Below are 25,997 nucleotides of genomic sequence, written 5' to 3'. Positions count from 1 at the left end.
CAAGGAGATAAGGCGCATGCGCCTGAGCACCAAGGGACGATACGCGGTCATGGCCATGACCGACCTCGCGCGCCGCCAAGCGGAGGCCGAGGGTGGCCGGGCCGTGGCCCTGGCCGAGATCGCCGCCCGCCAGCAGATTTCGCTGTCCTATCTGGAGCAACTCTTCGCCCGCTTGCGCCGCAAGGGACTGGTGGTCAGCGCCCGGGGACCGGGCGGCGGCTATCGCCTGGCCCGCGAGGCCAGCGACACCGCCATCGCCGATATTGTGCTGGCCGTCGACGAGCCCCTGCGGGCCACCCGCTGCGGCCTGTCAAAGACTGGCGGGACGAGCAAGGGCGCTCCAAAGGGCTGCATGGCCGGCGGCGCCCAGTGCCTCACCCATGACCTGTGGGAGGAGATGGGCCGCCAGATCCACGGCTATCTTGCCAGCGTGTCGATCGCCGACGTGCTGAACGGCAAGCTCAAGGACAGGGCGCCCAACCCGGAAAAGTCGGCGCGGGAGATGGCGGTCGCGTGAGCAAGCCCAGCGTCTATCTCGACTACAACGCCAGCGCGCCGCTCCGCCCCGAGGCGCGCGAGGCGATGCAGCGCGCCTTCGATCTGGGCGGTAACCCCTCGTCGGTGCACGCCGTTGGGCGGACCGCGCGGGATCTGGTCGAGGCCGCCCGCGCCCAGGTTTCGGCGCTGGTCAACGTCGTGCCGGGCTCGCTGACCTTCGTCAGCGGCGGCACAGAGGCCAACGCCCTGGCCATCGGCAGCGCCGCCTTCGCGGGGTTCGACCGAGTCCTGGTCAGCGCCGGCGAGCACGACGCCGTCACCCAGACCGCCGCCGCCTCCGGCCTGCCGGTCGAGGTGATGCCGATCGACACCAACGGCGTCGCAGACCTCGACTGGCTGCGCGAGGCCCTGTGCAAACCCGGCCGCGCGCTCGTCTGCCTGATGTTGGCCAATAACGAGACCGGCGTGATCCAGCCTGTTGCTGAAGCGTCGGCCCTGGTGCGCGACGCTGACGGCTGGCTGCATGTCGACGCCGTCCAGGCGGCCGGGAAGATCGCCATCGACTTCACCGCCCTGGGCGCCGACACGATGGCCCTGTCGGCCCACAAGCTGGGTGGGCCGCAAGGCGTCGGCGCGCTGGTGGCCGGCACGCGCGCCACCCTGGTGCGCCAGCAGCACGGCGGCGGCCAGGAACGCGGCCGCCGGGCCGGCACCGAGAACGTCGCCGGGATCGCCGGGTTCGCCGCCGCCGCGGTCGCGGCTGCCCGGGACTTGCCCCTGATGGCCGATCAAGGCACATGGCGTGACGCCCTGGCCGAACGGGTCAAGGCGGCTGGCGGCGTGATGCTCGGGGAGGGCGCGCAACGCCTGCCCCAAACTCTCTGTCTCGCCGCCGAAGGCTTCGACTCGCAGATTCAGGTGATGGGCCTCGATCTGGCGGGCGTGATGGTCAGCGCCGGCAGCGCCTGCTCGTCGGGCAAGGTCAAGGCCAGCCGCGTGGTGGAAGCCATGGGCCGGTCCGACCTGGCCCCCTTCGCGCTGCGCGTCAGCGGCGGCTGGGCCACGACCGAGCAACACTGGATTTCCTGCGGCGACGCCTGGCTCGCCGCCTATTCGCGTATCGGCGCCCGTCGCCGGGAGGTGGCTTGATGGCCGCAGTTAGAGAAACCGTCGAAACCGTCGCCGCGCTTGAGAAATACGAGCACGGCTTCACCTCGGACATCGACCAGGAGTTCGCCCCCAAGGGCCTCTCCGAGGACATCGTGCGCTTCATTTCGGCCAAAAAGGACGAGCCACAGTGGATGCTCGACTGGCGGCTGGAAGCCTACCGCCGCTGGCTAGAGTTGGAAGCGCCGACCTGGGCCAAGGTCGACTTCCCCGCGATCGATTACCAAGACAGCTACTACTACGCCGCCCCGACCCAGAAGGCCGGCATCGCCAGCCTCGACGAGGTGGATCCCGAGATCCTGGCCATCTACGCCAAGCTCGGTATCCCGTTGAAGGAACAGGAAGTCTTGGCCGGCGTGGTCGGCGCGCCGCGCTACGCCGTGGACGCGGTGTTCGACAGCGTGTCGGTCGTCACCACCTTTAAGAAGGAGCTGGCGGCAGTGGGGGTGATCTTCTGCTCGATGAGCGAGGCGATCCGCGAGCATCCCGAACTGGTCAGGCAATATCTCGGCTCCGTCGTGCCGACCTCCGACAACTACTATGCCTGCCTCAACAGCGCGGTCTTCAGCGACGGTTCGTTCGTCTATATCCCGCCGGGCGTGCGCTGCCCGATGGAGCTGTCGACCTATTTCCGCATCAACGCCAAGGACAGCGGCCAGTTCGAGCGCACCCTGATCATCGCCGACAAGGGGGCCTATTGCTCCTATCTTGAGGGCTGCACCGCCCCGATGCGCGACGAGAACCAGCTTCACGCCGCCGTGGTCGAGCTGGTTTTGCTCGACGACGCCGAGATCAAGTATTCCACCGTCCAGAACTGGTATCCGGGCGATCCGGTGACCGGCAAGGGCGGCATCTACAACTTCGTCACCAAGCGCGCCGACTGCCGCGGCGATCGCTCCAAGGTGTCATGGACCCAGGTCGAGACCGGCTCGGCCATCACCTGGAAATACCCGTCCTGCGTCTTGCGCGGCGAGGGATCGTCGGGTGAGTTCTACTCGATCGCCGTGACCAACGGCCATCAGCAGGCCGACACCGGCACCAAGATGATCCACCTGGGGGCAAATACCCGCTCGCGGATCGTCGCCAAGGGCATCAGCGCCGGCAAGTCGACCAGCACCTATCGCGGCCTGGTCTCGGCCCACCCCAAGGCCAAGGGCGCCCGCAACTTCACCCAGTGCGACAGCCTGCTGATCGGCAAGACCTGCGCGGCCCACACGGTCCCGTACATCGAGGCCCGCAACGGCCAATCGGTGTTCGAGCACGAGGCCACCACGACGCGGCTGTCGGACGACCAACTGTTCTACGTGATGCAGCGCGGGCTGTCGCAGGAAGAGGCCGTGGCCCTGCTGGTCAACGGCTTCGTCAAGGACGTGCTGCAGCAACTCCCCATGGAATTCGCCGTCGAAGCCCAGAAGCTGGTGGCGATTTCGCTGGAAGGCTCAGTCGGGTGATCTTGCAGGGCGTTTTCGACATCGAAAAGGAAGCGACCAGCTGGACGCAGGACGGTTCGTTCCGAGGTGCTGACGGCAAACCAGTGCGCGCTTATGACGACGTCGTTCTGTTGCGCGAGATCGTGCCTGAGAACGACCCAAAGTCCCCCTACATCGTGCCCGCCGGTACCACCGGCACCATCCTGTTCTTTAACGAGCGCGCCGACGGTGTCGCGCAACTCGAACTCGACTGGGATCCGGTCGCCGTGGTTCTCGGCTATGAGGACCAACGCCATCTCCGCCTGCACATGACGAACGAAGAAAAGTACCCGCGCTGATGCTCTCCATCCAGAACCTCCACGCCAATGTCGGCGACAAGCCGATCCTCAAGGGGCTGACGCTCGACGTGCCGGCCGGGCAGGTGCACGCCATCATGGGGCCGAACGGGGCGGGGAAGTCGACGCTGTCCTATGTGCTGACCGGCCGGGGCGGCTATGAGGTCACCGAAGGCACGGCAAGCCTGAACGGCGAGGACCTGCTGGCCCTTGAGCCCAATGAGCGGGCCGCCAAGGGGGTGTTCCTGTCGTTCCAGTATCCGCTGGAGATCCCCGGCGTGCCGGCCCTGACCTTCATCCGCACCGCCCTGAACGCCCAGCGCCGGGCGCGCGGCGAGGACGAGATCGCCGCCCCGGCCTTCCTGAAGCTGGCCCGCGAGAAGGCCGCCTCGCTGAAGATCGACTTCGAGATGCTAAAGCGCGGCCTCAATGTGGGCTTTTCGGGCGGCGAGAAGAAGCGGATGGAAATCCTTCAAATGACGATGCTTTCGCCGAAGTTCTTGATCCTCGACGAGACGGATTCGGGCCTGGACATCGACGCCCTGAGGATCGTCTCGGAGGGCGTCAACGCCCTGCGCGCCCCCGATCGCGGCATGCTGGTCATCACTCACTACCAGCGCCTGCTGGACTACATCAAACCCGACCGCGTGCACGTGCTGGCCGCCGGGCGGATCGTGGCGTCGGGCGGGCCGGAGCTGGCCTTGGAGCTCGAGGCCGAGGGGTATGACAAGTACACGGTGGCGGCGTGATGCTGGGCGCTGGGCGACATCAAGCCTCCCCCCGTGGGGGAGGTGATCGCGAAGCGATCGGTGGGGGGAGTTTGCCGACCCCGCCGAACACTCCCCCCACCGTCGTCGCTGCGCGCCGACACCTCCCCCACCGGGGGAGGAGCTGCGCATGACGCTCGCCACAGCCCTGAAGACCGGCGACCTGACCCAGCTGCCGTCGCGCCGCGACGAGGACTGGCGCTGGACCGACCTGCGCGGCCTGATCCGCGCCTTGCCGCCCGCCTCGCCGGCGGTGGACGGCGACGTCGCCGCCGGTCCGTTCGAGGGACTGGCCACTGGCGAGATCCTCTTCGTCAACGGACGCAAGCGCCACGCCGCGACCGGCGCGGGTGAAGTGGTCGCCCTGCGTTTCGTCTCGGCGAGCGACGGCACGGCCCACGCGGCCGCCTACGCCATCGTCGTCGAGCCCGACACCACCCTCGTCCTGCTGGAAAGCCACGAAGGTCGGGCCGACGCCTACATGTCGGATGTCACGATCGATATCGCGGTGGGTGAGGGCGCTCGCGTCGAGCGCATCATAATGGTCGATGACCATGCCGAGGCCATCAACATCGTCACCACCGAGGTCGACCTCGCCCCCGGCGCGACCTTCCACCAGACCGTTCTAACCGCCGGCGCCCGTCGCCAGCGGATCGAGACCCGGATCAACCACCCCGGCGCCCACGCCCAGGTGCGGCTGGACGGCGTCTATGTCCTCGCAGGCCAGCGCCACGCTGACCAGACCACCGTGGTTACCCACGGCGGCGCTGACGGCGTCACCAACCAACTGACCAAGGGCGTCGTCGCCGATCAGGCGCGCGGCGTCTTCCAGGGCCGGATCGTTGTCCAGCCCGGCGCCGACCAGACCGACGCCCGCATGGGTCACCACGCCCTGATCCTGTCGGACATGGCCGAGGTCGACGCCAAGCCCGAGCTGCTGATCTTCGCTGACGACGTCTCCTGCGCCCACGGCAACACCATCGGCGCCCTGGACGACGAGGCGATCTTCTACGCCCGCCAGCGGGGAATTCCCGAGGCCGAGGCCCGGGCCATGCTGACGGAGGCCTTCCTGGGCGAAGTGGTCGAGCGCATCGCGCATGAGGGTGCGCGCGCCGTGGCCGCCGCCTGGGTGGCCGCCAGGCTGGGGAGGGCGGGCTGATGGCCTTCGACGTCGAAGCCATCCGCGCCCAGTTCCCGGTTCTGGCGCGCCAGGTGCACGGCAAGCCGCTGATCTATCTGGACACCGCCGCCAGCGCCCAGAAGCCGGACGCGGTGCTGGACGCCATGATGAACCTGGCCCGCACCAGCTACGCCAATGTCCATCGGGGCCTGTACACCCTGGCGAACGAAACGACGCAGGCCTATGAAAACGCGCGGGAAACCGTGGCCAGGTTCATCAACGCCGAGCCGTCGGAAATCGTCTGGACCAAGAGCGCCACCGAGGCCGTCAACCTGGTCGCCGACACTTTCGGCCGCTCGCTCAAGGCCGGCGATGAGATCGTGCTCTCCGAGATGGAGCACCACGCCAATATCGTACCGTGGCACTTCTTGCGCGAACGCTATGGCGTGGTGTTGAAGTTCATTCCGGTCACCGACGACGGCCGGCTGGATCTAGCGGCCTATGAAGGCCTGCTGTCCGAGCGGACCAAGATGGTGGCCGTCACCCACATGTCGAACGTGCTGGGCACGGTCAATGACGTGCGGCGGATCGTGGATCTGGCCCATGCAGCCCGGGCGCTGACCCTGATCGACGGCTGCCAGGGCGTGGTCCACACCAAGGTCGACGTGAAGGCGCTGGACGCCGACTTCTACGTGTTTTCCGGCCACAAGCTGTACGGCCCGACCGGCATCGGCGTGCTGTACGGCAAGGCCGAGCGGCTGGCCGCCTTGCCGCCGTACCAGGGCGGCGGCGAGATGATCGGCTCGGTTTCGATGGACCGCATTACCTATGCCGACCCGCCGCACCGCTTCGAGGCGGGCACGCCCGCTATCCTCGAGGCCGTCGGGCTTGGCGCGGCCATCGACTGGCTGAACGGCATCGACCGCGACGCGGCCTTCGTCCACGAACACGCCCTCTACCAGAGGGTCATCGACCAGCTGGACGGCGTCAATGGCGTGCGGATCCTCGGCACGGCGCCCGGCAAGGGGGCGGTGCTGAGCTTCGTGATCGAGGGCGCCCACGCCCATGACGTGGCCCAGGTGCTGGACCGTTACGGCGTCGCCGTGCGGGCCGGCACCCACTGCGCCGAGCCGCTGATGACGCGATTTGGCGTGACGTCGAGCGCCAGAGCTTCCTTCGCCCTATATAACACCGAGGCCGAGGCCGACGCGTTCGTGAGCGCGCTGGCCAAGGCCCGCAGTTTCTTCAGTTGAGCGACATGACCGACCAAGCTGTCTCCAAGATCCCCCAGGCCGAGCTCGATCGACTGACCGACCAGCTCGTCGAGAAGCTGAAGACGGTGTTTGACCCGGAAATCCCGGTCGACATCTACGAACTCGGTTTGATCTACAAGGTCGACGTCAGCGACGAGCGCGACGTGGCCATCGACATGACCCTGACCGCCCCAGGGTGCCCGGTGGCCGGCGAGATGCCGGGCTGGGTGCGCGACGCGGTCATGGAGCTGGAAGGCATCAAGTCGTGCCATGTCGACCTGGTCTTCGAGCCGCCGTGGGATCCCTCGCGGATGAGCGACGAGGCCAAGCTGCAACTGAACATGTTCTGAGGTTAGCCTTCAAACACCGCTCATCCCGGCGCATGCCGGGACCCAGATGGAATAGCTTTGAGACTAGCGCCAGAAACGCAGAGCTCGTCCAGTCAGCCCAGCGTTTTGGGATCTGGGTCCCGGCATTCGCCGGGATGAGCGGATAGAGTAGGATCGCGATATGGAAGCCGCTGTTTCTTTCCGACCCCGTCGCCCCCGCCCCAAGGTCGTCACCCTGACCCCGGCCGCGGCCGCGCGGGTCAAGGAGATCATGGACCGGAAGTCGGTCGAAGAGCCGGGCAAGCCCTATGCCGGCCTGCGGGTGGGCGTGAAGAACGGCGGCTGCGCGGGCTCGGAATACATCTTCGCATATGCCGCCGAGCAGGGGCCGATCGACGAGGTGGTCGAGGACCAGGGCGTCACCATCCTGATCGACCCCAAGGCCGTGCTGTTCCTGATCGGCACCACGATCGACTACGAGACCACCAAGCTGTCGTCGAAGTTCGTGTTCAACAATCCGAACGAAACCGACGCCTGCGGCTGCGGCGAGAGCGTGACGATCCAGCCGGCGGCCGAGGGGCTGGACTGATGCTGGCCAAGACCCCGTTCTGCGTGTAACGCCGCCTGGCCTGGGGCGCGCTGGCGTTTCGCCACGAGGACGAGGCGCCGCTTTACTGGTCGGACACCGGTCTCATCTGCTCGGCGCCGTGCGCCCAGAAGCACTTCGCCAAGCGGCGGACTGAGGGGATGTTGGTCGCGGTCCCGGTAAACTGTCCGGTTGAAATCCAGGCCTCAGATACAGGCTTGAGCCAGCGCACAGGCGCCGGCGAGCAGTGGGATGCCTGTCGCGACTAGCCCCACGAGCAGGGCGCTAGGCGCGGCGATCAGACCCCACTTTCCCAGACGTCGGAACACGGTGATCATTGCCGCCACCCAGCCAACGAAGGTCAGCACTACGATAGCCGCCAGTATCCAAGTGCGAGCGTTTGGTTCGGTATCCGCGCCGATGAGCCCGCCGCCCAACCAGGTTACAGCGAAAAGCATCGCGGCGGCGCCGTAGGGACCGGCCAATAGACGGGTTCTGTACCAGTTGGGATTAGGAGCGATCATGCGGTCGTCGCCACCGACACATTCCTCCGCCCATTCCACTCCACCAGTACCGACGACCTCACAGGCTCGCCGCACGCCTGGGCGATCAGCTGGTTGGTGCGGGTCTCGATGACCTCCTCCATCCGCGCCATGAACTCGGCCTTCGATAGCCCCGGCAGGATCGGCGGCAGGAACTCGACCGTGGCCTGGCCGGCGGTCTTGGCCTTGTCCTGTTGCTTCCAGAAACAGCCCAGATTGGTCGCCACCGGCACGACGGGCAGGCCGAAATCCTGGCTCATATGGTAGACGCCGGTGCGGTAGCGAAACCGCTCGCCCGGCGCGGCCAGGTGACCTTCCGGATAGATCAGGATGCGGCGGCCCTCGGCGGCGACCTGGGCGGCGCTGTCCGACAGGGCCTTGCGCGCTTCCGGCCCACCGCAGCTGTCGACGACGATGGCCCCCAGCTTCTTGAGGATCGCGCCCACCAGCGGGAACTTCTCCAGGTGGTCGCCGGTGACGAAGCTGAGGTTCTCGACATTGGCGAACATCACGAAGCCGTCGCCCCAGCTGTGATGCTTGGCGGCGATGATGAAGGCGCCCTGGGGCAGGTTCTCCTGGCCCTTGAGGTCGATCTTGACGCCGGCGATCGCGCGCAGCGCCCAGATCATGCGCTGACTGTAGAGCCGCAGGGCGAAGGCGACCGGCTTGCGGCCCGGGAGCAGGGCGGAGAGGGCGGCCGACAGGCCGTAGAAGATCGACAGAACCCAATAGTAGATATTGAACAGCGCGCTGCGCATGGGTCTTGATCCTTAGCGAGCCGACAGCACGGCCTGGACGGCCGCGGTCATCAGGGGAGCGTGGGCGGAGAGGGCGTCGTCACCCAGCCGGCCATAGGCCTTGTTCTGGGCGGTCTGGGTGATCACGCCGATGGCCATGGCGGCGATGACGCGCGGGTCGGCCGGAGGAAGTTGCGCGTCCATCATCGCCCGCTTGATAAGGGCCTCGACCATGGTCACCGGGTCGCGACCGTCTTCCTGGTAGTAGGGCAGGAAATGGTGAAGCTGCAGCAGGTGGAACGAAAAGAGCAGCCAGTCCTCGTCAGCCACCGTGCAATAGGCTCGGACCACGGCGGCCGCCTTGGCCTGAATGCCGACGGCCAGGTCGGCGTTGACGGTGATCAGGTCCGATAGTCGGCGGTGGGTGGCCATGAACAGGCCTAGGGCCAGCTCGTCCTTGCTCTTCCAGTGGCGGTAGATCGCACCTTCCGACACCCCGGCCTTCGCGGCGATCAGCTTGGTGGTGGCCGCATCGACACCGCGCTCGACGAAGACCTCGAGGGCGGCGCGTTCGATCTTGGGCTTGGCGTTCATGGGCCGAAGCTAACATGGCAGCGACTTGACGCAAGTGATTACTCACATTGACGCCGCACATTGACCGGGGCGGGCGGCCCGGCCTAAGCCGGGCGATGGTTCAAACGGTCCTGATCTATTCGATGGGCGAGGTGATCGGCGACGGGCTGATCAAGCTGCCTTTCATCGCCGGCCTGCGCGCGGCCTTTCCGGACGCCCGGATCACCTGGTGCGCCGGCAAGGGCGAGACGGTCTATGCCGGCCCGCTAAAAGCTGTGGTCGATGGCTATCTCGACGAGATCCTGACCACGGGTCGCACCGGCGCGAAGCTGGCGGACCTGCTGCCCTGGGCCAAGCCGTTCAGCGGCCGAACCTTCGACCTGGTGATCGACACCCAGGAAAACCTGCGGCGCAGCCTCGTGGCGCGGCGGGCGTCGCGCGGCGGACGCTTCGTCTCGGCCGCAGTCCAGGCGCGCAAGGCCGGCTGGCCCGTCGCCGTGGTTGATCGTCTGGCGAGACTGCTGGCCCTGGCCACCGACGGCTCCGGCGCGCCTCGCCCCTTGGTCCTAAGCCACCCCGACCCTCTGGCCGCCGCCAAGGCCTTGCTGCCAGAGGGCCCGACCTATATCGGCCTGGCGCCGGGCGCCGGCGGCAAGGACCGACGCTGGCCGCTGGATCGCTATGTGCAGTTGGCGCGAAACCTCGAGGCCTCGGGACGCAAGGCGGTGTTGTTCTTCGGTCCCGACGAGGCCGCCGACGCCCAGGTTGCTCGTCACGCCATACCCACAGCCCTGATGCCCGAATGGAACCGCACCGACGCCTATCCGACCGTGAAGGGGCCATTGTTGGCCATCGCTTTAGCGGGACGGCTCACGGCCGCCGTGGCCAATGACGCGGGCCCAGGTCACATGCTGGCGGCTGGCGGCGTACCCCTCCTGTCTCTGCAGCAGGACCACCGCAAGGCGGTGAAATTCCGCCCCGCGGCTCAGCGGCTTGAGCTGCTCGTCGCGGAAGACTACGGACAGGGCATGGCCGCTTTGCCGCTCGATGTTGTGGACGCGGCCCTGCAGCGCCTGATCGCCGGAGTTTCTTGATGCCCATTCTCGCGCCCGTCTCGGCCGGCGAACTGATCGACAAGATCACGATCCTGCGCGTCAAGGCGACGCGGATCGGCGACGCGGCCAAGGAGGCCAATGTCAGGGCCGAGTTGGGCCTGCTGGAAGCCACCGCGACGCGGGAACTGCCGGCCTCGGCGGAACTGAAGCGTTTGACCGCCGAGTTGACCGAGATAAACGCCGCCTTGTGGGACATCGAGGATGGCAAGCGCGACTGCGAGCGCCGCCAGGATTTCGGCCCGGACTTCGTCCAGCTGGCGCGCCGGGTCTATATCGACAACGACCGCCGCGCCGCCGTGAAGCGCGATATCAACGCCCTGGCCGGGTCCGAGATCGTCGAGGAAAAGAGCCATAAGCCATATCTGGCGAATTAGGGCGCCTACGTCCCCCTGAACGCCGCCGGGCGCTTTTGCAGGAACGCGCCGACCCCCTCCAGGAAGTCATCGGTCTTGCCCGCAGCCTTCTGCGCGTGGCGCTCGGCGTGGAGTTGGCCCACCCAGTCTGCGTCGAGACTATCCCAAACCAATTTGCGGATCGCCGAGAGGGCGGCCGGGCCGTCGGCCAGTTCCTGGGCGATGGCGGCGGCGGTCGGCATCAGTTCGGCGTCAGGGACGCAGCGATTGATCAAACCCCAGTCCAGCGCCTTGGCGGCCGGAATCTTGTCGCCCAGCAGCATCATCTCCATGGCGCGCGCCTTGCCCACCAGGCGCGGCAGCAGGTAGGTCGAGCCGCCATCAGGCACCAAGCCGATGCGGCGAAAGGCCTGCAGGAAATAGGCGCTCTGCGCCGCCACGACGATGTCGCCGAGCAAGGCGATGGAGCAGCCGACACCGGCCGCTGGGCCATTGATCGCCGTGACGATCGGCAATGGGAAGTCGCGAAGCAGGGTGACCAGCGGATTGTAGGTGCTTTCCAGCGCCGAGCCAGCGTCGGGCTTGCCGTCGACGTCGGCCTCGCGGCCCGCCGCGCCGCCGCCAGACAGGTTGGCGCCGGAACAGAAGCCGCGGCCTTCGCCCGTCAGGATCACGGCGCGGGCCGAAACCCTGCCTGCGGCGATTGAGCCGAAAGCGTGGGCCAACTCGCGGGCCATGTCCAGGCTGGCGGCGTTCAGGGTGGAGGGATCGGCGAGGGTGACGACGGCCACGCCATCGGCAGCCTCAAGCCGGATCTTCTCGTAGGTCATGGCGTCCTCCCAAGGCTGTCACTTGTTGACCTGAGTCTAGGCGCGACTAACCTTGGGGAACACCAGCGGAATTACGCCGCGTTGGCGGATTCCTGCTTGGCCTCGGCGGCGGTGACGCGGTTGCGGCCGCCGCGCTTGGAGGTGTAGAGCGCCGCATCGGCCCGCTCCATGACCGAGTGGCCGGTCTCGCCCGGACGACGCTCGGAGAAGCCTGACGAGATGGTGATGGCGCCCAGGTCCTCGTTGGTCGAGCGGCGCTTGAGCATGCGCGAGGAGACCTCGACGCGGATGTCTTCCAGGGTGCCGGCGACGATCGAGGCTGATTCCCGAGGGAAGATCATCGCGAACTCCTCGCCGCCGTAGCGGGCGGCGAAGCGGGGCGGGGCGGCGACGCGGCCGATGACGCTGGCGACATAGCGGATGACCTGGTCGCCAGTCTGGTGGCCCCAGGTGTCGTTGAAGCGCTTGAAATGGTCGATGTCGAGCACGGCCAGGCAGATGGTGGTGCCAGCTTCGTCGGCCTCCGAACAGGCGCGTTCGAACTCTTCGTCGAAGGCCTTGCGGTTGGCCAGATTGGTCAAACCGTCGGTCGTGGCGTCGCGGCGCACCTGTTCCAGATGCTCGCGCAGGCGATCGACCTCGGCGGTCGATTCGGCCAGGCGGGTCTCGAGCGACTCGTTTTCCTTCTGGACCCGGCGCGTGGCTTCCGACAGGTCGGTGACCACGGTCTTGATGCGGTCGAGGTCGTCGGAGCCGTCCAGGGTCTTGGTCGCGGTGGCCAGGGTCTTGGAGTAGGCGGTGTTGGAGCTTTGGGCGTTCTGGATGGCCTTGGAGACCGACTCCAGTTCCTTGCTCAGCAGGTCGCCGGCGTCGCGGATCTGTTCGTTCAGCTTGGCCTTGGGCAGGTAGGCGGCGGCCAGTTCCTCGCTAAGCAGTTCGGTCAGCGGCTCGCCCAGCGAAATCAGTCGGGTCAATTCCCGGGCCAGGGCGCCATCGGGATCGGCGACATAGTGGGTCCACAGTTCGAAATTCAGAGCGGTCGGCCAAACCTGGTGACGTTCCATCAGGGCAAGCGCACGGCCGGCGATCTTATAGGCCTCTGGGCCGCGCAGTGTGATCTCGACGTCGGACATTTCTTATCCTCGAATAGCGCGGCGTCCGCCCCGGACGCGCGCCAAGTGCAGCCATCTAAGCTGAAGAGTTCAAACGAGCCGTTAAGAACGAACGACGTTCACTTGCGTGTTCTTCGTGTCGCCGCCATGGTGAACGCTGATAAGATGAGCCGTTCGGCCGCTTGGAGGAACCTGACCGTGAATGCGCCCGCCAACCTCGACCTTGAATCTCACAAAGCCACGCTGTCGCGGGCGCTGGACTTGCAGAGGGCCGCGCACCTGCGACAAGGCGCCCCAACGGCGCAAGGTCGCATCGAATGGCTGGACCGTTGCATCGGACTGCTGGTCGATCACCAGGGCGAGATCGCTGATGCGCTGAACGCCGATTTCGGGTCGCGTTCGAAGGACACCACGGGCCTGACCGACATCGCTGCCTCGATCGGCCCGCTCAAACACGCCAAGGAAAACCTGACCAAGTGGATGCGCCCGGAAAAGCGCAAGACCACGCCAGCGATCCTCGGCCTGTTTGGGGCCAAGGCGGAGGTCCAGTACCAGCCCAAGGGCGTGGTGGGGATCATCAGCCCGTGGAATTTCCCGATCAACCTGACCTTCGCGCCGCTGGCCGGGGTGCTGGCGGCCGGCAACCGGGCGATGATCAAGCCCTCGGAATTCACGCCGATCACCTCCGAGCTGATGAAGGCGATGTTCGCCAAGGCGTTCAGCGAAGACGAGATTGCGGTAATCACCGGCGGACCCGACATCGGCCAGGCCTTTACCAGCCTGCCGTTTGACCACCTGATCTTCACCGGCGCCACCTCGGTGGCGCGCCACGTGATGCGGGCGGCGGCCGAGAACTTGGTGCCGGTGACCCTGGAACTGGGCGGCAAGAGCCCGGTGATCCTGTCGCGCGGCGCCGACATGGCCGTGGCGGCCGGGCGCATCATGGCGGGCAAGACCCTTAACGCCGGCCAGATCTGCCTTGCGCCCGACTATGTGCTGGCCCCGGCCGACCAGATCGACAGCTTCGTGGCCGAGGCCAAGGCCGCCGTGGGCCGCAGCTTCCCCACCCTGAAGGACAATCCCGACTACACCGCTGTGGTCGCCCAGCGTCACTATGACCGCATCAAGGGCCACGTCGACGACGCCCGGGCCAAGGGGGCGACGATCGTCGAAATCAACCCGGCCGGCGAAGACCTCAGCCAGCAGGAGCATCGCAAGATTCCGCCGACCCTGATCCTCAATCCGACCGATGACATGACGGTGATGCAGGACGAAATCTTCGGCCCACTGCTGCCGGTCAAGACCTATGGCAAGGTTGAGGAGGCGGTGGACTATATCAACAGCCATGACCGGCCGCTGGGTCTCTACTGGTTCGGCACCGACGACGCCGAACGCGACATGGTGCTGAACCGCACCACCAGCGGCGGGGTGACGATCAATGACGTGATCTTCCATGTCGCCCAGGAAGACCTGCCGTTCGGCGGGGTCGGCCCTGCCGGCATGGGCAGCTATCACGGCCGCGACGGCTTCATGGAGTTCAGCCACAAAAAGGCGGTGTTCCAGCAGCTGAAGAAGGACATCGGCCCGATGCTGGCGCTTCGGCCGCCTTACGGGGCGGCAATCCGTAAATATTTGGCGGGCCAGATCAAGCGGTAAGAAAGGCCCTCCCCCTGTGGGGGAGGCGATCGCGCAGCCATCGGTGGGGGGAGGTTTTGGATCGTCGATCGCAGGTCCGGCCGTCATCCGATCACTCCCCCCACCGTCGGCTTCGCCGACACCTCCCCCACGGGGGGAGGACCTTGTTCACGCACGGTTTCGCCGCTTCACGCGGACGACCGCTGAAGGGGTTGAGGAGGCGCGGAGCGGCCGGGCCAAGCCCGGATGACCGTGAGGTAGAGTTTGCGTTTCGGCGTGGACCGACCGCTCCGCGAAACCGTTTGTCTCGAGGGACGGCGATTGAGGGCTTGTTTCATCCCGATCGTCGTTCCCCCTCGGACGGGCAGGATCAAAGTCGCCCGGAAGGGGCCGTCAGCGACTCCGACAGATCCTGGAACAGACCGGTTTGACTCCCGGCCCCGTCGACCCGCGCAGATCCCGGCGAGGTTTTGATGGGCGGCGGATTTCTCCGACAACCCACACCTGCCTCGCGCGTGGCCCTGCACGGCCCCGCTCGGTTCCACCTCCATCGCCGCTTCGGGTCGGTACCAAGCGCCCTCCTCCGCGACGGAGACGGGGTTAGTATGAGGCGGTTGTGGGTGCGCCAGCGGTCGTGACGCTGATTATTTTATAGGGCGTTGGAATTGTTGAGGTTTGGGGAGGCCTTTTATGGGGATGGAGCGCAGGCGATCCCCGTAAGCCCGCTTTTCTTGGACCCTCTCCCAGAGGGCAGAGGGTCAAGGTCAGCGGCGCCGCAAGGTCCACAACGGCTCGAAAGCAGAAACACGCAGCGGCTCGAAAAGCGGACCTTTTGTGGGCTAGAGCATTTTTCGAGCGAAGTGGTTCCGGTTCGCGTGAAGAAAAGTGCGTCAAAACAAAAGATTAGAGCTCACGGCCTGACGCAGTCAGGTCGGGAAATGCTCTAGTCAAGCGCGTCCGCCCAACACGAAAAAGCCCGCCGCTCCGGTCTGGAGCGGCGGGCGTGATCTTGGGCGGTTGGGCCGGGCCTAGAGCAAGCCGCGCGATATAGGAATCGCACGGCTTGCTCTAGACTTTTGTTTTCGCATCGCTTTTGCGGAAAACCGGTGGCCACTTTTCCGCGCGATGCTCTAGTCTTCCGTGTCGCTGGCCGGCGGCAGGCGCGGCGGGGCGCGCATCAGGAAGGCGGGGGTTTCGTTGCCGAAGCCGACCACGCGGCGGTCGTCGTCGTCTTCACGGCCGCGGATCGGCTGGACGCCGCGCACCGGCAGCGGCGCGCCACGAACGGGAGCCCTGTCGGGCTCACTGCGTGGAGCGGGGGCGCGTTCGGCTTCGACACGGGGCTGTTCCGGGCGCGGCTGTTCGGCGCGCTCGGGACGACGATCACGATCGCGGCCACGGTCTCGGCCGCGTTCGCGGGGGGGACGGTCGCCTTCGACGCGTTCGGCGGGGCGTTCGGGCGCGCGTTCAGGACGCGGCGCACGCTCGGCCTCGACCCGCGGCGAGGGTTGTTCGACGGCCTCGACGCTGGGCTGCTCGGTGCGTTCCGCGCCGCGGTTGCGATCACGGCCACGGCCACGATCGCGGCCACGACCGGAGCGCTCGCCTTCAGTCCGATCGGGACGCGGCGCGCGTTCGGCCTCGACCTGCGGCTGGTCGTCGTCGGCGCCTTCTGCCTGCGGCTGGCGACCCCGATCGCGCGACGAACCGCCGCGATCGCGACGGCCGGTTTCGGTGTCCGGCGCGGCGGGAGCCGCCACGGCCACGGGCGCTTCGGCCTGGACCGCGGGCGCGTCGGCGACAGCGTCGATAGCGAGGGCGGCTTCGGCCTTCCCACCGCGCGGCTTGCGCACGCGGGCAGGACGCTTGACGACCGGGTCGCTGGTAACGGTCGAGGCGACCGGCGCGGCGGGCACGCCCGTGATGGCGGCTTCCAGATTGGCGGCGGCGACGTCCGAGGGCTCGGTGGGCGCGCGGTTGCGGTCACGGTCACGGCCACCACCGCCGCCACCCCGTTCGCCGCCACGGGGGGCACGATCACGGTCGCGACCGCCGCCGCGCTTGTCGCCTTCGCGCTTGACGGTCACGGCGCCGGAATAGTCGAGTTCCAGCTTCTCTTCGACCGGGGTCGAGCCGATCAGCTTGACTACCTTGTCGAAGCCCTTGTCGTCGGCGGGAGTGACCAGCATGTAGGTCACGCCTGAGCGCCCGGCCCGGCCGGTGCGGCCGATGCGGTGGACATAGTCGTCGGCGTGATGCGGGACGTCGTAATTGAACACGTGGCTGACGGCCGGGATGTCCAGGCCGCGCGCGGCGACGTCGGAGGCCACCAGGATCTTCAGCGAGCCGTCGCGGAAGGCCGCCAGGGTCTTCATGCGCTGGCTCTGGTCCAGGTCGCCGTGGATCGCGGCGGCGTCGAAGCCATGCGAGCGCAGCGACTTGGCGACGACATCGACCTCGGTCTTGCGATTGCAGAACACGATGCCGGTCTCGATCTTGGCGTTCTCGATCAGGGCCCGCAGCGCCAGGCGCTTGGCCTTGGGGTCGGAGGAGGGCACCTTGACCATCAACTGGGTGATGTTGACATTGGTCGTCGCCGGGCGCGTGGCCTCGATCCGCACGGGATCCTTGAGGAACTGCTTGGTCAGGCGGGTGATTTCCGGCGGCATGGTCGCCGAGAAGAACAGGGTCTGCTTCTTCGGCGGCGTCATCTTGAAGATGCGCTCGATGTCCGGAATGAAGCCCATGTCCAGCATGCGGTCGGCTTCGTCGACGACCAGGAACTGCACGCCGGTCATCAGCAGCTTGCCACGCTCGAAATGGTCGAGCAGGCGGCCAGGGGTGGCGATCAGCACGTCGACGCCGCGATCCAGCTTCTTTTCCTGGTCGCCGAACGACACGCCGCCGATCAGCAGCGCCCACGAGAGCTTGGTGCCCTTGGCGTACTTCTCGAAGCTGGAGGCGACCTGGTCGGCTAGTTCGCGGGTCGGGGCGATGACCAAGGCGCGCGGCATGCGGGCCTTGGCGCGGCCGGTCATCAGCTTGTCGATCAGGGGAAGGGTGAAGGCGGCGGTCTTGCCAGTGCCGGTCTGGGCGATGCCCAGCACGTCCTGACCGGCCAGGGCCACTGGAATGGCGGCGGCCTGGATTGGGGTGGCCGTGGTGTAGCCGGTGTCTGCGACCGCCTGGAGGGTCGTGGGCGAAAGCCCGAGTTCGGAAAATTCTGTCATATCACGCTGGTCTGAAGTCCAGAGCCGCCCGTGTTTGGGCGAACGGGCGGCGCGGATTCGCCAGACCTGCTCCAGAAGTTTGGGATAAATAGGCTCTGGCCGGCCAAAGTCAATCGCTGGCGATTTCGTCGGCCAGGGCCAAGGCCAGGCTGGGGGCGAGGTCGCCGCTGGTCGCAACCGCGACCCCAGCAAGGCCGAGCCAGCGGGCCATCAATCTCAGTTCGACGGCCAGGACGGCGGAGGTCAGGGCGTCGGCGGCGGGCTCTCGGTGGGCCGAGAGCACACGCAGGACGCCGGCCTTGCGGTCGGCCTTCAGATCGACCCGGGCGGTGATCGTCTCGCCCTGCAGGAACGGCAGCACATAATAGCCGTGGGTGCGCTTGTGGGCGGGCGTGTAGATTTCGAGCCTTATGCGGATGTTGAACAGGCGCTCGGCCCGCTCGCGAAACCAGATCAGGTTGTCAAACGGCGACAGCAGGGCGTTGGCCTTGACGGCGCGCGGTCTCTGAGCGTTCGGGGCCAGATAGGCGATCTGGTCCCAACCGTCGACTTGGACCGGCGTCAGCTCACCGGCCTCGACCAGCTCCGCAACGCCCCGTTGGGCGTCGGCCAGGCCCATGCGGAAATAGTCGCGCAGGTCGCGTTCGGTGGCCACGCCCATGGCCCAGGCAGCGCGGCGCAGCAGCACGCGGTGGGCTTCGTCGCGCGACGGGGTCGCGGCGGGCTTTCTTGTGAGACAGGGTCTGGACCATCCCCGGAGTGAGCGTGGCCGCGCGGCGTGAGGCGAGGCTTGGGTCCAAGACAATAAGGCGCCCGCCACTCAGGATCGTCGAGGCTGCGCTTCATGGCCGATGGTGAGGCGAGGCGAGGCGAGGCGAGGCGACGACGGCCTGGTGCTTGCGCGCTATGACAAGTCGGAAAACTCGAACAGCGCGCCTTCGAAGGTGTCGGCGCCCCGGCCGATGCTGGCGATGGCGGCGGACATCGCGCCGTCTCGCTCCAGCGCGACGTCCGCCAGAGCGACCATCAGCGGATTGGGCGTGGCATAGGGGGCAGCCGCGCGCAGGGCATGGGCGATCTGATGTTCGGATCGCCCAGGCGCGTGCTGGCAGGCGACGATGAAGGCGGCGGCCGTGGAGCGGCTCACCCCCGCCCAGCAGTGAACGAGCATGGGGCGGGTCTCGTCCCAGGTCGCGGCGAAGGCGAGCAGTTGATCGACGAGCGCGGCGTCGGGCGCGACCAGGTCGGGCGCCGGTGCGGCGATGTCATGGAAGGCGAGCTTCAGGTGAGGCCCGACGTGGTCGGCGGGCCATAGGTCCGCAGGCGAGGTCGGCGACAGCAGGCTGATCAGGTGAGACGGCCGGTGCAGGCCTCGCGCCGTCTCGACTTGGCTGAGCGGGCAGACCAGCAGACTCATCGCGCCACCACCATGGCCGATACGCCCATCAGCACGCCCAGTTCGAAGACCTGTTCGACGCCGCCCAGAACGTCGCCCGTATAGCCGCCGATCAGCCGTCTCGCCGCCCAAGCCAGCGGCGCGGCCAGGCTAACGCCAACGGCCGCGCCGACCAGTCCGGAGGCGCCCAGCAAGGCCAGGGGCCACAGGCCTAGCACGGCCGCGATCAAAAGCTCGGACGGCCGGACGCCCTCCGGCGCGGGCTTGTACTTGGCGCTGGACGGATCGCTGACATGCCGTTGCATCACCATCACCGCGACGGCGGCTGTGCGACCAGCTCCGTGGGCGGCGACAAGGGCCAGGGCGGCGGTCGTCAGGGGCAAGGTCGCCAGGGCCGCGACCTTGATGGCCAGGGCCAGGCCAAGCGCCAACACGCCGTAGGTTCCAACCCGGCTGTCCTTCATGATTTCCAGGCGTCGCTCGGGCGTCTGGCCGCCGCCTAGGCCATCGGCGGTGTCGGCCAGGCCGTCCTCGTGGAAGCCGCCGGTGATCAGCACGCCGGCCGCCAAGGCCAGCAGGGCGGGCAGGGCGCCACTCCACAGCTGCCCAGCCGCCAGCAGCACTCCTGCGCTCAAGGCCCCGACCAGGATGCCAACCAGCGGGAAGTAGCGCGCGGAACGGGTGATCCAGTCCGCCTGGAAGTCTGCGAAGGACGGCGCGGGCAGACGGGTCAGGAACTGCACCGCGCACAGAAAGAGCTTGATCTGGCGAAGCATCAGCCTGGTCCCGCCAGCACGTCGGCCAGGTCGGCCACCTCCGTCAGCAGGTTTGCGGCGGCGACCAACAGCGGAGCCGCCAGGGCCGCGCCGGTGCCCTCTCCCAGCCGAAGATCGAGGTCCAGCAACGGTTGAACCCCCAAGGCTCGGAGCATCAACGGGTGGCCGCGCTCGGCCGAACCATGGGCGAAGACGCAGTAGTCCAATGCCGCCGGGACCAGACGCACCGCCGCCAGGGCCGCCGCCGTGCTGATGAAGCCGTCGACCAGCACCACCCGCCGCGCGGCCGCCGCGCCCAGCATGGCGCCGACCATCATGGCGATCTCACAACCGCCGAATTCCGCCAGCACGGCCAGCGGCGCACTGGCGTCGGAGCGCAGGGCGGCGCGAACGATGCCAGCGCGCTTGCGCGCCATGCCCTCGGCGTCGTGACCCGTGCCCTGGCCGACACAGTCGTCGAGCGCGGCGGGGGCCAGACGATGCATGATCAGGGCGGCCGAAGAGCTGTTGCCGACGCCCATCTCGCCAAGAGCGATGACGTCCGCCCCGTCCTCGGCGGCCGCACGGGCGATCTCTCCGCCCTTGGCGATGGCGGCGAGGACCTCGTCCTGTGTCAGGGCGCTCTCGCGCGCCGCGTTGCGGGCTCCGCGCCGGATCTTCGCGGAGATCATTTCAATATGCTCCGGCAGATCGGCGTCGACCCCGGCGTCGACGACCCGAATCCGAACCCCGGTCGCCTTGGCGAAGGCGCTGACACTGGACCGACCCGACAGGAAGAGCTCGACCATGGCGGCGGTGACGCTGGACGGATAGGCCGAGACCCCCTCGTTGGTCAGGCCATGGTCGCCGGCAAACACATAGAGGTCGGTGCGGGCGATGCGCGGGTCGAGCCGGTTCTGGATCAGGCCGATCCGCACCGCCAGATCCTCGATCCGGCCCAGCGAGCCGGGCGGTTTGGCCTTCGCGTCCAGGCAAGCGCGCAGCTGCGGCTCGAGCGCGGCGTTGACGGGGACGACGACGGGCAGGGCGGTCATGGCGATATCCAGGAGAGGTGAGGCGGTGTCATCGCGCAAGCCTGGCGATCAGGCCGATCATCAGGTGGATCATCCACAGCAGGACGCAGGCCCGGCGATACAATGACAAGCCGCGCTCGAGGTCGAGGGTGGTCGGAGCGGGTCCGTCGCCGAGCGCGGCTCCAAGCTTGGTCACACCTTCGTAGCGCGCCTCGCCGCCCACCCTGACCGCCAGCCCGCCGGCCATGGCGGCCTCGGGCCAACCGGCGTTGGGCGAGGCATGTAACCGGGCGTCGCGGAACATGATCGCCCAGCCGCGTCCGGCCGCCAGGGCGATCAGCGGGCCGGCTATGCGGGCCGGGACCAGGTTCATCACATCGTCGGCTCGGGCGGCGGCCCAACCAAACATCCGCCAGCGCGGTTCGCGGTGGCCTATCAGACTGTCGGCGGTGTTGACGGCCTTGTAGGCGAAAAGGCCTGGCAAACCGCCGACCAGCAACCAGAAGGCCGGCGCGACGACGCCGTCGTTGAAGCTCTCGGCCAGGCTTTCCAGCGCCGCAGCCGCGATCTCGTGAGCGCCGAGCCGCTCGGTGTCGCGTCCGACAATCATCGCCAAGGCCACGCGGGCGGTCGGAATGTCGTCGGCCCGCAGCGCCGTCAGGACTGCGGCGACATGTTGGTGAAGGCTGCGCTGGGCCAGGCCGACCGTGGCGATCAGCGCGATCGCCAGGACGCCGAGCCAGTGCCCGGCGAGCGCGCGGTGCAGGACCAGGCCCAGACCGATCGCGAGGCCGGCCACGATGACCATGACCGCCACGCCCAGGAAGCGACGGCCCTGGTCGCCGAACGCCGGACGGTTCCAGCCTAGCTCCAATATCTCGATCAAGGCAGCCGGCCAGGCCACCGGATGCGGCGCGAGGCGCAGCAGCCAGGCCGGATAGCCGAGCGCCGCCTCCAGCGCCAGGGCCAGGGCGACCACCCAGGGCCAGGGCGGGGCGTCAGCCATCCCGTCGCCCGATCAGTTCGATCAGCGGACCGGCGGTTCCGGCCACCACGGCGGCTTCGACGCCATAGGCCCGAGCCAGCACCTCCGGCGTCAGGGCGGCCAGCGGCGCGGCGTCGGCGATCACGGACCCGCCCTGCAACACGATCACGCGGTCCGCCAGGCGCAAGGCCACGCCCAGGTCGTGCAAGGTCATGACCACGCCATGACCGCTCTCGGCCGCGAAGCCCCGCAGCAGGTCGACGGCGTCCAACTGGTGACCGGGGTCGAGACCGGCGAGGGGTTCGTCGGCCAGCAGCCACGCGGGCTCGCCGGCCAGGACACGCGCCAGCAGGGCTCGGGCCCGCTCACCGCCCGACAGGGTGGTGACGTCGCGGCGGGCCAGGTCGGTCGTGTGGGTCCGAACGAGGGCGGCCCGCACGGCGAGACGGTCGGCCTCCGTGAGGCCGCGCGCGCCGCTGTGCGGGGTGCGGCCCAGGCCCACCAAGGTCTCGACATCCACGGCCCAGGCCACCTCCGGCGTCTGAGGCAGAAAGCCGATACGGCGGGCGCGCTCGCGGTGAGCCAGGGCGAGGAGCGGCGCGTGGCCGAGCGTGACCCGCCCAGTGTCCGGGGCTCGAAGGCCCGCCAGGCAGGCCAGCAGGGTCGACTTGCCCGCGCCGTTGGGACCGACAATGGCGGTGACCTCGCCAGGCCGAAACCGGGCGCTGATCCCGACCAGGATCGATCGACCGCCCAGGGTGACGGCGACATTATCGGCGACCAGGTCACTCTCGCTCATTCCGGTCATGCCATCCTCCGGCGCAGCGAGATCAACAGGGCCAGGAAGAACGGCCCGCCCACTGCGGCCATGGCCACGCCCAGCCGAACCTCCGCGACCGAGGGCGTCAGGCGCACCACGATGTCGGCCACCAGCACCAGCACCGCGCCGGCGACAGCGCTGGGCGCCAGCAGCGCGCCAGGTCGATTCCCGACCAAGGGTCGCATCAGGTGCGGCACGATCAGGCCGACGAAGCCGATCATGCCGGTGACGGCGACGCTGGCGCCGGTCGCCATGCCCACCCCGATCGCCAGCAACACGCGGGCCAGGGTCAGGTTCACGCCCAGGGCCCTGGCTCCGGTCTCACCCAGGGTCAGGGCATCGAGCGCCCGGCCCAGCAGCAGCATGATCCCGCAGCCGACCCCGATGAAGGGCAGGGCCATGAACACGTCGTCCGTGCTGCGATCGGCCAGCGACCCCAGTAGCCAGTTGATGATCTCCTGCGCCGCCCAAGGGCTGGGGGCCAGGCTCAAGGCGAGGGCGACCCCGGCGCTGGCGACGGCGTTGAGGATCATGCCCGCCAGGATGAAGGTGATGGTCCCACCCGTCCCACCGGCCAATAGCAACGTCATCGCCACACCGATCCCCGCCCCGGCCATGGCGGCGGCGAACAGCATCCAAGGCGTGGCCAGGCTGGCGGCCAGGTACATGGTCATCACGGCGCCGAGGGCGGCAGCCGAAGAGACGCCCATGACCCCAGGATCGGCCAGGGGGTTGCGCGTATAGCCCTGCATGGCCGCACCGGACAGGCCCAAGGCGGCGCCAACGGCGATGGCCAGGATCGTGCGCGGCACACGAAGCTCGAAGATGATCGCCCAGCGCGGATCGTGCGAGGCGGGGGACCAGGCGCTCCACGGCACCCAGACCCGTCCGGCCATAAGGGATAACCCGCTCAGCAAGATGACGAGGAGGCACAGCCCTCCAATCAGCAGAGGCCGTTTGCCTATCATGCCGCCTCTCCGAGAACCTGTCGCCGGGCGGTGGCCAGGACGGCGGCGGTCTCGATCAGCACGGGCCCGCCGCAATAGAGCAGACGCTCGGCAAACACCGCCCGCTTCATGTGGGGCCCGACGCTGGCCAGGGCCGGATGGTTCAGAATGCGTTCAGCCCAGGTCGGGGCGTGGGGCGAGGCCTGGCCGGCCAGCAGCACCTCGGGCGGATCGTCGAGCAGTCGCTCAAGCGAGACATTGCCCCACTTCTTCAGGCCATAGCGCTCGGCGACGTTCACGAAGCCGGCGCGGCGCATCATCTCGTCGACCAGCGTGCCGTGGCCTGCGGCGAAGCCGTTCGGCTGGAAGACCAGGGCGGTGATCGGCCGGGTCCCAGGACGCGGCGCGCCCAGGGCCATCGCCGCCTCGACCCGGGCGATCAGCGTCTCGCCGCGCTGGGGGTGCCCAACCGCCTGCGCGATCCGGCGGATCTGAGCCTGGTTCTCCACCCAGCTGTTGGGCACCTTGAAGAGCTCGGTGCGCACGCCCAGCCGTTTCAGCGCCGCGCGGGTGGCGGGCGAGGAGTGGGCCGCAGTCAACACCACGTCGGGCCGCAGGGCGATCACCTCCTCGGCGCTCTCGTAGGTCATTGGATAGGTTCGGGCGACTGCGGCGATCGTCGACTGCCGGCCGTCGCGGGCATAGTGGCTGAGCGCCAGAATCTGGCTTCGGTCGGCGACATTGACCAGCACCGCGTCGATGCAGGGATTGAGCGAGACGACGCGCGGCAGGGCGCGCGCGCTGGCCGTCAGTCCGACGGCCAGGCCGGCGCCGACGGCGGCTCTTCGGGTCAGGCCGGTCAAAACTCGACCCCGCGCTGGGCCTTGAAGCCCTGCTCGAACGGATGCTTGACCAAGGTCATCTCGGTGACCAGGTCGGCGATCTCGATGAGTTGCGGTTTGGCGTTGCGGCCGGTCAGGCACACGTGCTTGTCGTTGGGACGGGCCTTCAAGGCCGCCACCACCTCGTCGATGTCGAGATAGTCGTAGCGCAGGGCGATGTTGATCTCGTCCAGCAGCACGAAGTCGAGCTTGGGATCGGCGATCATTTCTTGGGAAACAAGCCAGGCGGCCTGGGCGGCGGCGACGTCGCGCGCGCGGTCCTGGGTGTCCCAGGTGAAGCCCTCGCCCATGACCTCGTAGCGGACCTGGTCGGGAAACTTCTTGAAGAACAGGCGCTCGCCGGTCTTCCACTTTCCCTTGATATACTGGACGACCCCGACCTGGAGGCCCCAGCCGAGGTGGCGCGCCACCATGCCGAAGCCCGCCGAGGACTTGCCCTTGCCGTCGCCGGTGTGAACCAGTAGCAGGCCCTTTTCGAGGGTCTTGGTCTCCATCATCGCCTCGCGCTCGGCCTTGAGGGCGCGCATGGCCTCGGCGTGCTTGGCGTTGAGATCTTCGCTCATCGGAAAGTCTCCAGGGCTTGGGCCAGACGGAGCCAGTCGGCTTGCGGGCCAGGCAGGCCAAAGCGGATCAGCGTCTCGTCCCAGGGGAAGGGTCGGGTCAGGATTCCAGCGCGGGCCAGGGCCTCGAAACGGCGTGGCGCGTCGGCGGCGCGGGCTAGTCGGAACAGCGCGGTTCCGCCCACGATCTCGAACCGGGCTGTGATCAGTAGGGCGTTGAGGCGAGCGGCGTCCGCGGCGAGGCGAGCCCGGGTCTGCGCGGCCCAGACGGGATCGGCATAGGCCGCCAGCCCCACCGCGAGCGCCGGCCCCGACACAGGCCAATCGCCCAGCGCCTGGCGGACGCGCGCGGCGAGACGAGGCTCGGCAACCAGGAAACCCAGCCGCACGCCGGCCAGGCCATAGAACTTGCCGAACGACCGCAGGACGATCAGCCGCTCATGGCCAGGCGCACCGGCCTGCGCCGCCGCAGACGAACCCGGCGCGGCTTCGGCGAAGGCCTCGTCGACGATCATCAGGCCGTCGGTCAGGGCGAGAACCTGCGCGAGCGGCAGGACGCGGCCATCCGGGTTGTTTGGATTGACCAGCACCCGCAGATGGGCCGACGGGTCTGCTTCATCCGTCAGGTCCGCGTCCGCCAACCGCCATGCCTGGGCGTGCCCGCCATAGGTCTGGGCAGAGACGGCGATCCTCCGGGCTGGCAGCAGACGCGGCAGGAGGCGTATCAAAGCCTCGCTGCCGGCCGCCGCCACGATCCGGGCCGGATCATCGACGCCGAACGCCGAGGCCGCTGCGCGCTCCAGGGACCGCAAGGTCTCCGGATCGGGCAGGCGCGAGTAGGCTTCCGGCCCATGGTTCGGCATGGGATAGGGCCAGGGGTTTATTCCCGTCGACAGGTCCAGCCAGGGCGTCGGTGCGGCCGGAAAAGCCGTCCGCGCCGCGCCCAGCTGACCGCCGTGACCCAACAGGGCCGCCGGCGTCGCCAT

28 protein-coding genes are annotated in these 25,997 nt (G+C 68.0%); 12 read left to right on the top strand and 16 right to left on the bottom strand.

Going from position 1 to position 25,997, the window contains the following annotated elements; translation table 11 throughout:
- Positions 1-16: 16 nt before the first annotated feature.
- The 9 genes from ACP694_RS07610 to ACP694_RS07570 all read left to right on the top strand — a co-directional run bounded on the left by ACP694_RS07610 (position 17) and on the right by ACP694_RS07570 (position 7,488).
- Positions 17-517, top strand: a complete 501-nt coding sequence (locus ACP694_RS07610; RefSeq protein ID WP_426011533.1) for an Rrf2 family transcriptional regulator — start codon at positions 17-19, stop codon at positions 515-517.
- Entirely contained in the window at positions 514-1,647 is a 1,134-nt protein-coding gene (locus ACP694_RS07605; RefSeq protein WP_426011532.1) for a cysteine desulfurase family protein, read from the top strand. Before ACP694_RS07610 ends, ACP694_RS07605 begins: the two co-directional genes overlap by 4 nt.
- Positions 1,647-3,116, top strand: a complete 1,470-nt coding sequence (gene sufB / locus ACP694_RS07600; protein WP_426011531.1) for a Fe-S cluster assembly protein SufB — start codon at positions 1,647-1,649, stop codon at positions 3,114-3,116. Before ACP694_RS07605 ends, sufB begins: the two co-directional genes overlap by 1 nt.
- The gene (locus ACP694_RS07595; protein ID WP_426011530.1) at positions 3,113-3,433 is read left to right on the top strand and encodes a hypothetical protein; all 321 of its coding nucleotides are present in this window, start codon (positions 3,113-3,115) and stop codon (positions 3,431-3,433) included. The genes sufB and ACP694_RS07595 overlap by 4 nt, the downstream gene beginning before the upstream one ends.
- Positions 3,433-4,179 (top strand): Fe-S cluster assembly ATPase SufC, encoded by a 747-nt coding sequence (sufC, locus tag ACP694_RS07590; RefSeq protein WP_426011529.1) that lies wholly within the window; start codon positions 3,433-3,435, stop codon positions 4,177-4,179. Before ACP694_RS07595 ends, sufC begins: the two co-directional genes overlap by 1 nt.
- 148 nt (positions 4,180-4,327) lie before the next feature.
- Positions 4,328-5,356: a Fe-S cluster assembly protein SufD gene (sufD, locus tag ACP694_RS07585; RefSeq protein ID WP_426011528.1), complete on the top strand. Its 1,029-nt coding sequence runs from the start codon at positions 4,328-4,330 to the stop codon at positions 5,354-5,356.
- Positions 5,356-6,570, top strand: coding sequence for an aminotransferase class V-fold PLP-dependent enzyme (locus ACP694_RS07580; RefSeq protein WP_426011527.1), 1,215 nt, complete (start codon positions 5,356-5,358; stop codon positions 6,568-6,570). Before sufD ends, ACP694_RS07580 begins: the two co-directional genes overlap by 1 nt.
- A 5-nt stretch (positions 6,571-6,575) precedes the next feature.
- The gene (locus ACP694_RS07575) at positions 6,576-6,920 is read left to right on the top strand and encodes an SUF system Fe-S cluster assembly protein (protein ID WP_426011526.1); all 345 of its coding nucleotides are present in this window, start codon (positions 6,576-6,578) and stop codon (positions 6,918-6,920) included.
- Between the two features lie 160 nt (positions 6,921-7,080).
- Entirely contained in the window at positions 7,081-7,488 is a 408-nt protein-coding gene (locus ACP694_RS07570; protein WP_426011525.1) for a HesB/IscA family protein, read from the top strand.
- Between the two features lie 203 nt (positions 7,489-7,691).
- Here ACP694_RS07570 and ACP694_RS07565 read toward each other — a convergent pair whose 3' ends face one another.
- Genes ACP694_RS07565 through ACP694_RS07555 form a run of 3 tightly spaced genes read right to left on the bottom strand, consistent with a single transcriptional unit; the run spans position 7,692 to position 9,358 of the window.
- Entirely contained in the window at positions 7,692-8,009 is a 318-nt protein-coding gene (locus tag ACP694_RS07565) for a hypothetical protein (RefSeq protein ID WP_426011524.1), read from the bottom strand.
- Positions 8,006-8,785, bottom strand: coding sequence for a lysophospholipid acyltransferase family protein (locus tag ACP694_RS07560; protein WP_426011523.1), 780 nt, complete (start codon positions 8,783-8,785; stop codon positions 8,006-8,008). The genes ACP694_RS07565 and ACP694_RS07560 overlap by 4 nt, the downstream gene beginning before the upstream one ends.
- Before the next feature lie 12 nt (positions 8,786-8,797).
- Entirely contained in the window at positions 8,798-9,358 is a 561-nt protein-coding gene (locus ACP694_RS07555) for a TetR/AcrR family transcriptional regulator (RefSeq protein ID WP_426011522.1), read from the bottom strand.
- Positions 9,359-9,453: 95 nt separating this feature from the next.
- Between ACP694_RS07555 and ACP694_RS07550 the strand changes: the two genes are divergently transcribed.
- Both ACP694_RS07550 and ACP694_RS07545 read left to right on the top strand, forming a co-directional pair.
- Positions 9,454-10,431 (top strand): glycosyltransferase family 9 protein, encoded by a 978-nt coding sequence (locus tag ACP694_RS07550; protein ID WP_426011521.1) that lies wholly within the window; start codon positions 9,454-9,456, stop codon positions 10,429-10,431.
- Complete coding sequence (locus tag ACP694_RS07545) at positions 10,431-10,826, top strand: DUF6165 family protein (RefSeq protein ID WP_426011520.1); 396 nt, start codon at positions 10,431-10,433, stop codon at positions 10,824-10,826. Before ACP694_RS07550 ends, ACP694_RS07545 begins: the two co-directional genes overlap by 1 nt.
- Before the next feature lie 5 nt (positions 10,827-10,831).
- Here the strand turns inward: ACP694_RS07545 and ACP694_RS07540 are convergent, their stop codons facing one another.
- Together ACP694_RS07540 and ACP694_RS07535 are read right to left on the bottom strand one after the other, a co-directional pair.
- Positions 10,832-11,635: an enoyl-CoA hydratase/isomerase gene (locus tag ACP694_RS07540; protein WP_426011519.1), complete on the bottom strand. Its 804-nt coding sequence runs from the start codon at positions 11,633-11,635 to the stop codon at positions 10,832-10,834.
- 71 nt (positions 11,636-11,706) lie between these two features.
- The gene (locus tag ACP694_RS07535) at positions 11,707-12,768 is read right to left on the bottom strand and encodes a diguanylate cyclase domain-containing protein (RefSeq protein ID WP_426011518.1); all 1,062 of its coding nucleotides are present in this window, start codon (positions 12,766-12,768) and stop codon (positions 11,707-11,709) included.
- Positions 12,769-12,945: 177 nt separating this feature from the next.
- On the opposite strand from ACP694_RS07535, the gene ACP694_RS07530 reads away from it, so the two are divergent.
- Positions 12,946-14,403 (top strand): coniferyl aldehyde dehydrogenase, encoded by a 1,458-nt coding sequence (locus ACP694_RS07530; RefSeq protein ID WP_426011517.1) that lies wholly within the window; start codon positions 12,946-12,948, stop codon positions 14,401-14,403.
- A gap of 1,109 nt (positions 14,404-15,512) precedes the next feature.
- Here the strand turns inward: ACP694_RS07530 and ACP694_RS07525 are convergent.
- From ACP694_RS07525 to cobD, 11 genes are all read right to left on the bottom strand, one after another.
- On the bottom strand, positions 15,513-17,612 hold the full coding sequence (locus ACP694_RS07525) for a DEAD/DEAH box helicase (RefSeq protein WP_426011516.1): 2,100 nt from the start codon (positions 17,610-17,612) through the stop codon (positions 15,513-15,515).
- A gap of 109 nt (positions 17,613-17,721) precedes the next feature.
- Positions 17,722-18,432, bottom strand: a complete 711-nt coding sequence (locus ACP694_RS07520; protein ID WP_426011515.1) for a DNA glycosylase AlkZ-like family protein — start codon at positions 18,430-18,432, stop codon at positions 17,722-17,724.
- 84 nt (positions 18,433-18,516) lie between these two features.
- Complete coding sequence (locus ACP694_RS07515) at positions 18,517-19,029, bottom strand: tyrosine phosphatase family protein (protein ID WP_426011514.1); 513 nt, start codon at positions 19,027-19,029, stop codon at positions 18,517-18,519.
- The gene (gene cobS, locus ACP694_RS07510; RefSeq protein WP_426011513.1) at positions 19,026-19,784 is read right to left on the bottom strand and encodes an adenosylcobinamide-GDP ribazoletransferase; all 759 of its coding nucleotides are present in this window, start codon (positions 19,782-19,784) and stop codon (positions 19,026-19,028) included. Before cobS ends, ACP694_RS07515 begins: the two co-directional genes overlap by 4 nt.
- Positions 19,784-20,818, bottom strand: a complete 1,035-nt coding sequence (gene cobT, locus ACP694_RS07505; RefSeq protein ID WP_426011512.1) for a nicotinate-nucleotide--dimethylbenzimidazole phosphoribosyltransferase — start codon at positions 20,816-20,818, stop codon at positions 19,784-19,786. The genes cobS and cobT overlap by 1 nt, the downstream gene beginning before the upstream one ends.
- Positions 20,819-20,846: 28 nt before the next feature.
- Positions 20,847-21,803 (bottom strand): adenosylcobinamide-phosphate synthase CbiB, encoded by a 957-nt coding sequence (gene cbiB, locus ACP694_RS07500; RefSeq protein ID WP_426011511.1) that lies wholly within the window; start codon positions 21,801-21,803, stop codon positions 20,847-20,849.
- Entirely contained in the window at positions 21,796-22,590 is a 795-nt protein-coding gene (locus ACP694_RS07495) for an ABC transporter ATP-binding protein (protein ID WP_426011510.1), read from the bottom strand. Before ACP694_RS07495 ends, cbiB begins: the two co-directional genes overlap by 8 nt.
- A complete protein-coding gene (locus ACP694_RS07490; RefSeq protein WP_426011509.1) occupies positions 22,587-23,570 on the bottom strand; it encodes a FecCD family ABC transporter permease in 984 nt (327 codons plus the stop codon). Before ACP694_RS07490 ends, ACP694_RS07495 begins: the two co-directional genes overlap by 4 nt.
- Positions 23,567-24,412, bottom strand: a complete 846-nt coding sequence (locus ACP694_RS07485; RefSeq protein WP_426011508.1) for an ABC transporter substrate-binding protein — start codon at positions 24,410-24,412, stop codon at positions 23,567-23,569. Before ACP694_RS07485 ends, ACP694_RS07490 begins: the two co-directional genes overlap by 4 nt.
- Complete coding sequence (gene cobO / locus ACP694_RS07480) at positions 24,409-25,014, bottom strand: cob(I)yrinic acid a,c-diamide adenosyltransferase (RefSeq protein WP_426011507.1); 606 nt, start codon at positions 25,012-25,014, stop codon at positions 24,409-24,411. The genes ACP694_RS07485 and cobO overlap by 4 nt, the downstream gene beginning before the upstream one ends.
- Positions 25,011-25,997: a threonine-phosphate decarboxylase CobD gene (cobD, locus tag ACP694_RS07475; protein WP_426011506.1), complete on the bottom strand. Its 987-nt coding sequence runs from the start codon at positions 25,995-25,997 to the stop codon at positions 25,011-25,013. The genes cobO and cobD overlap by 4 nt, the downstream gene beginning before the upstream one ends.

Source organism: Caulobacter sp. DWR2-3-1b2 (genome assembly GCF_049896345.1).
Taxonomy (GTDB): domain Bacteria; phylum Pseudomonadota; class Alphaproteobacteria; order Caulobacterales; family Caulobacteraceae; genus Caulobacter.
The sequence above is the reverse complement of the archived record's forward strand: the minus strand, read 5'-3'. Positions and strand labels throughout refer to the sequence as shown.

Bases quoted from the DNA above. Each gene is read 5' to 3' on its own strand.
- sufD (WP_426011528.1), top strand. From the start codon at position 4,328: ATGACGCTCGCCACAGCCCTGAAGACCGGCGACCTGACCCAGCTGCCG.
- cobD (WP_426011506.1), bottom strand. From the start codon at position 25,997: ATGGCGACGCCGGCGGCCCTGTTGGGTCACGGCGGTCAGCTGGGCGCG.
- cobT (WP_426011512.1), bottom strand. From the start codon at position 20,818: ATGACCGCCCTGCCCGTCGTCGTCCCCGTCAACGCCGCGCTCGAGCCG.
- ACP694_RS07545 (WP_426011520.1), top strand. From the start codon at position 10,431: ATGCCCATTCTCGCGCCCGTCTCGGCCGGCGAACTGATCGACAAGATC.
- ACP694_RS07550 (WP_426011521.1), top strand. From the start codon at position 9,454: ATGGTTCAAACGGTCCTGATCTATTCGATGGGCGAGGTGATCGGCGAC.
- ACP694_RS07575 (WP_426011526.1), top strand. From the start codon at position 6,576: ATGACCGACCAAGCTGTCTCCAAGATCCCCCAGGCCGAGCTCGATCGA.
- ACP694_RS07525 (WP_426011516.1), bottom strand. From the start codon at position 17,612: ATGACAGAATTTTCCGAACTCGGGCTTTCGCCCACGACCCTCCAGGCG.
- ACP694_RS07610 (WP_426011533.1), top strand. From the start codon at position 17: ATGCGCCTGAGCACCAAGGGACGATACGCGGTCATGGCCATGACCGAC.
- ACP694_RS07555 (WP_426011522.1), bottom strand. From the start codon at position 9,358: ATGAACGCCAAGCCCAAGATCGAACGCGCCGCCCTCGAGGTCTTCGTC.
- ACP694_RS07490 (WP_426011509.1), bottom strand. From the start codon at position 23,570: ATGATAGGCAAACGGCCTCTGCTGATTGGAGGGCTGTGCCTCCTCGTC.
- ACP694_RS07565 (WP_426011524.1), bottom strand. From the start codon at position 8,009: ATGATCGCTCCTAATCCCAACTGGTACAGAACCCGTCTATTGGCCGGT.
- ACP694_RS07580 (WP_426011527.1), top strand. From the start codon at position 5,356: ATGGCCTTCGACGTCGAAGCCATCCGCGCCCAGTTCCCGGTTCTGGCG.
- cobO (WP_426011507.1), bottom strand. From the start codon at position 25,014: ATGAGCGAAGATCTCAACGCCAAGCACGCCGAGGCCATGCGCGCCCTC.
- sufB (WP_426011531.1), top strand. From the start codon at position 1,647: ATGGCCGCAGTTAGAGAAACCGTCGAAACCGTCGCCGCGCTTGAGAAA.
- ACP694_RS07570 (WP_426011525.1), top strand. From the start codon at position 7,081: ATGGAAGCCGCTGTTTCTTTCCGACCCCGTCGCCCCCGCCCCAAGGTC.
- ACP694_RS07560 (WP_426011523.1), bottom strand. From the start codon at position 8,785: ATGCGCAGCGCGCTGTTCAATATCTACTATTGGGTTCTGTCGATCTTC.
- ACP694_RS07515 (WP_426011514.1), bottom strand. From the start codon at position 19,029: ATGAGTCTGCTGGTCTGCCCGCTCAGCCAAGTCGAGACGGCGCGAGGC.
- ACP694_RS07495 (WP_426011510.1), bottom strand. From the start codon at position 22,590: ATGACCGGAATGAGCGAGAGTGACCTGGTCGCCGATAATGTCGCCGTC.
- cbiB (WP_426011511.1), bottom strand. From the start codon at position 21,803: ATGGCTGACGCCCCGCCCTGGCCCTGGGTGGTCGCCCTGGCCCTGGCG.
- cobS (WP_426011513.1), bottom strand. From the start codon at position 19,784: ATGCTTCGCCAGATCAAGCTCTTTCTGTGCGCGGTGCAGTTCCTGACC.
- sufC (WP_426011529.1), top strand. From the start codon at position 3,433: ATGCTCTCCATCCAGAACCTCCACGCCAATGTCGGCGACAAGCCGATC.
- ACP694_RS07535 (WP_426011518.1), bottom strand. From the start codon at position 12,768: ATGTCCGACGTCGAGATCACACTGCGCGGCCCAGAGGCCTATAAGATC.
- ACP694_RS07540 (WP_426011519.1), bottom strand. From the start codon at position 11,635: ATGACCTACGAGAAGATCCGGCTTGAGGCTGCCGATGGCGTGGCCGTC.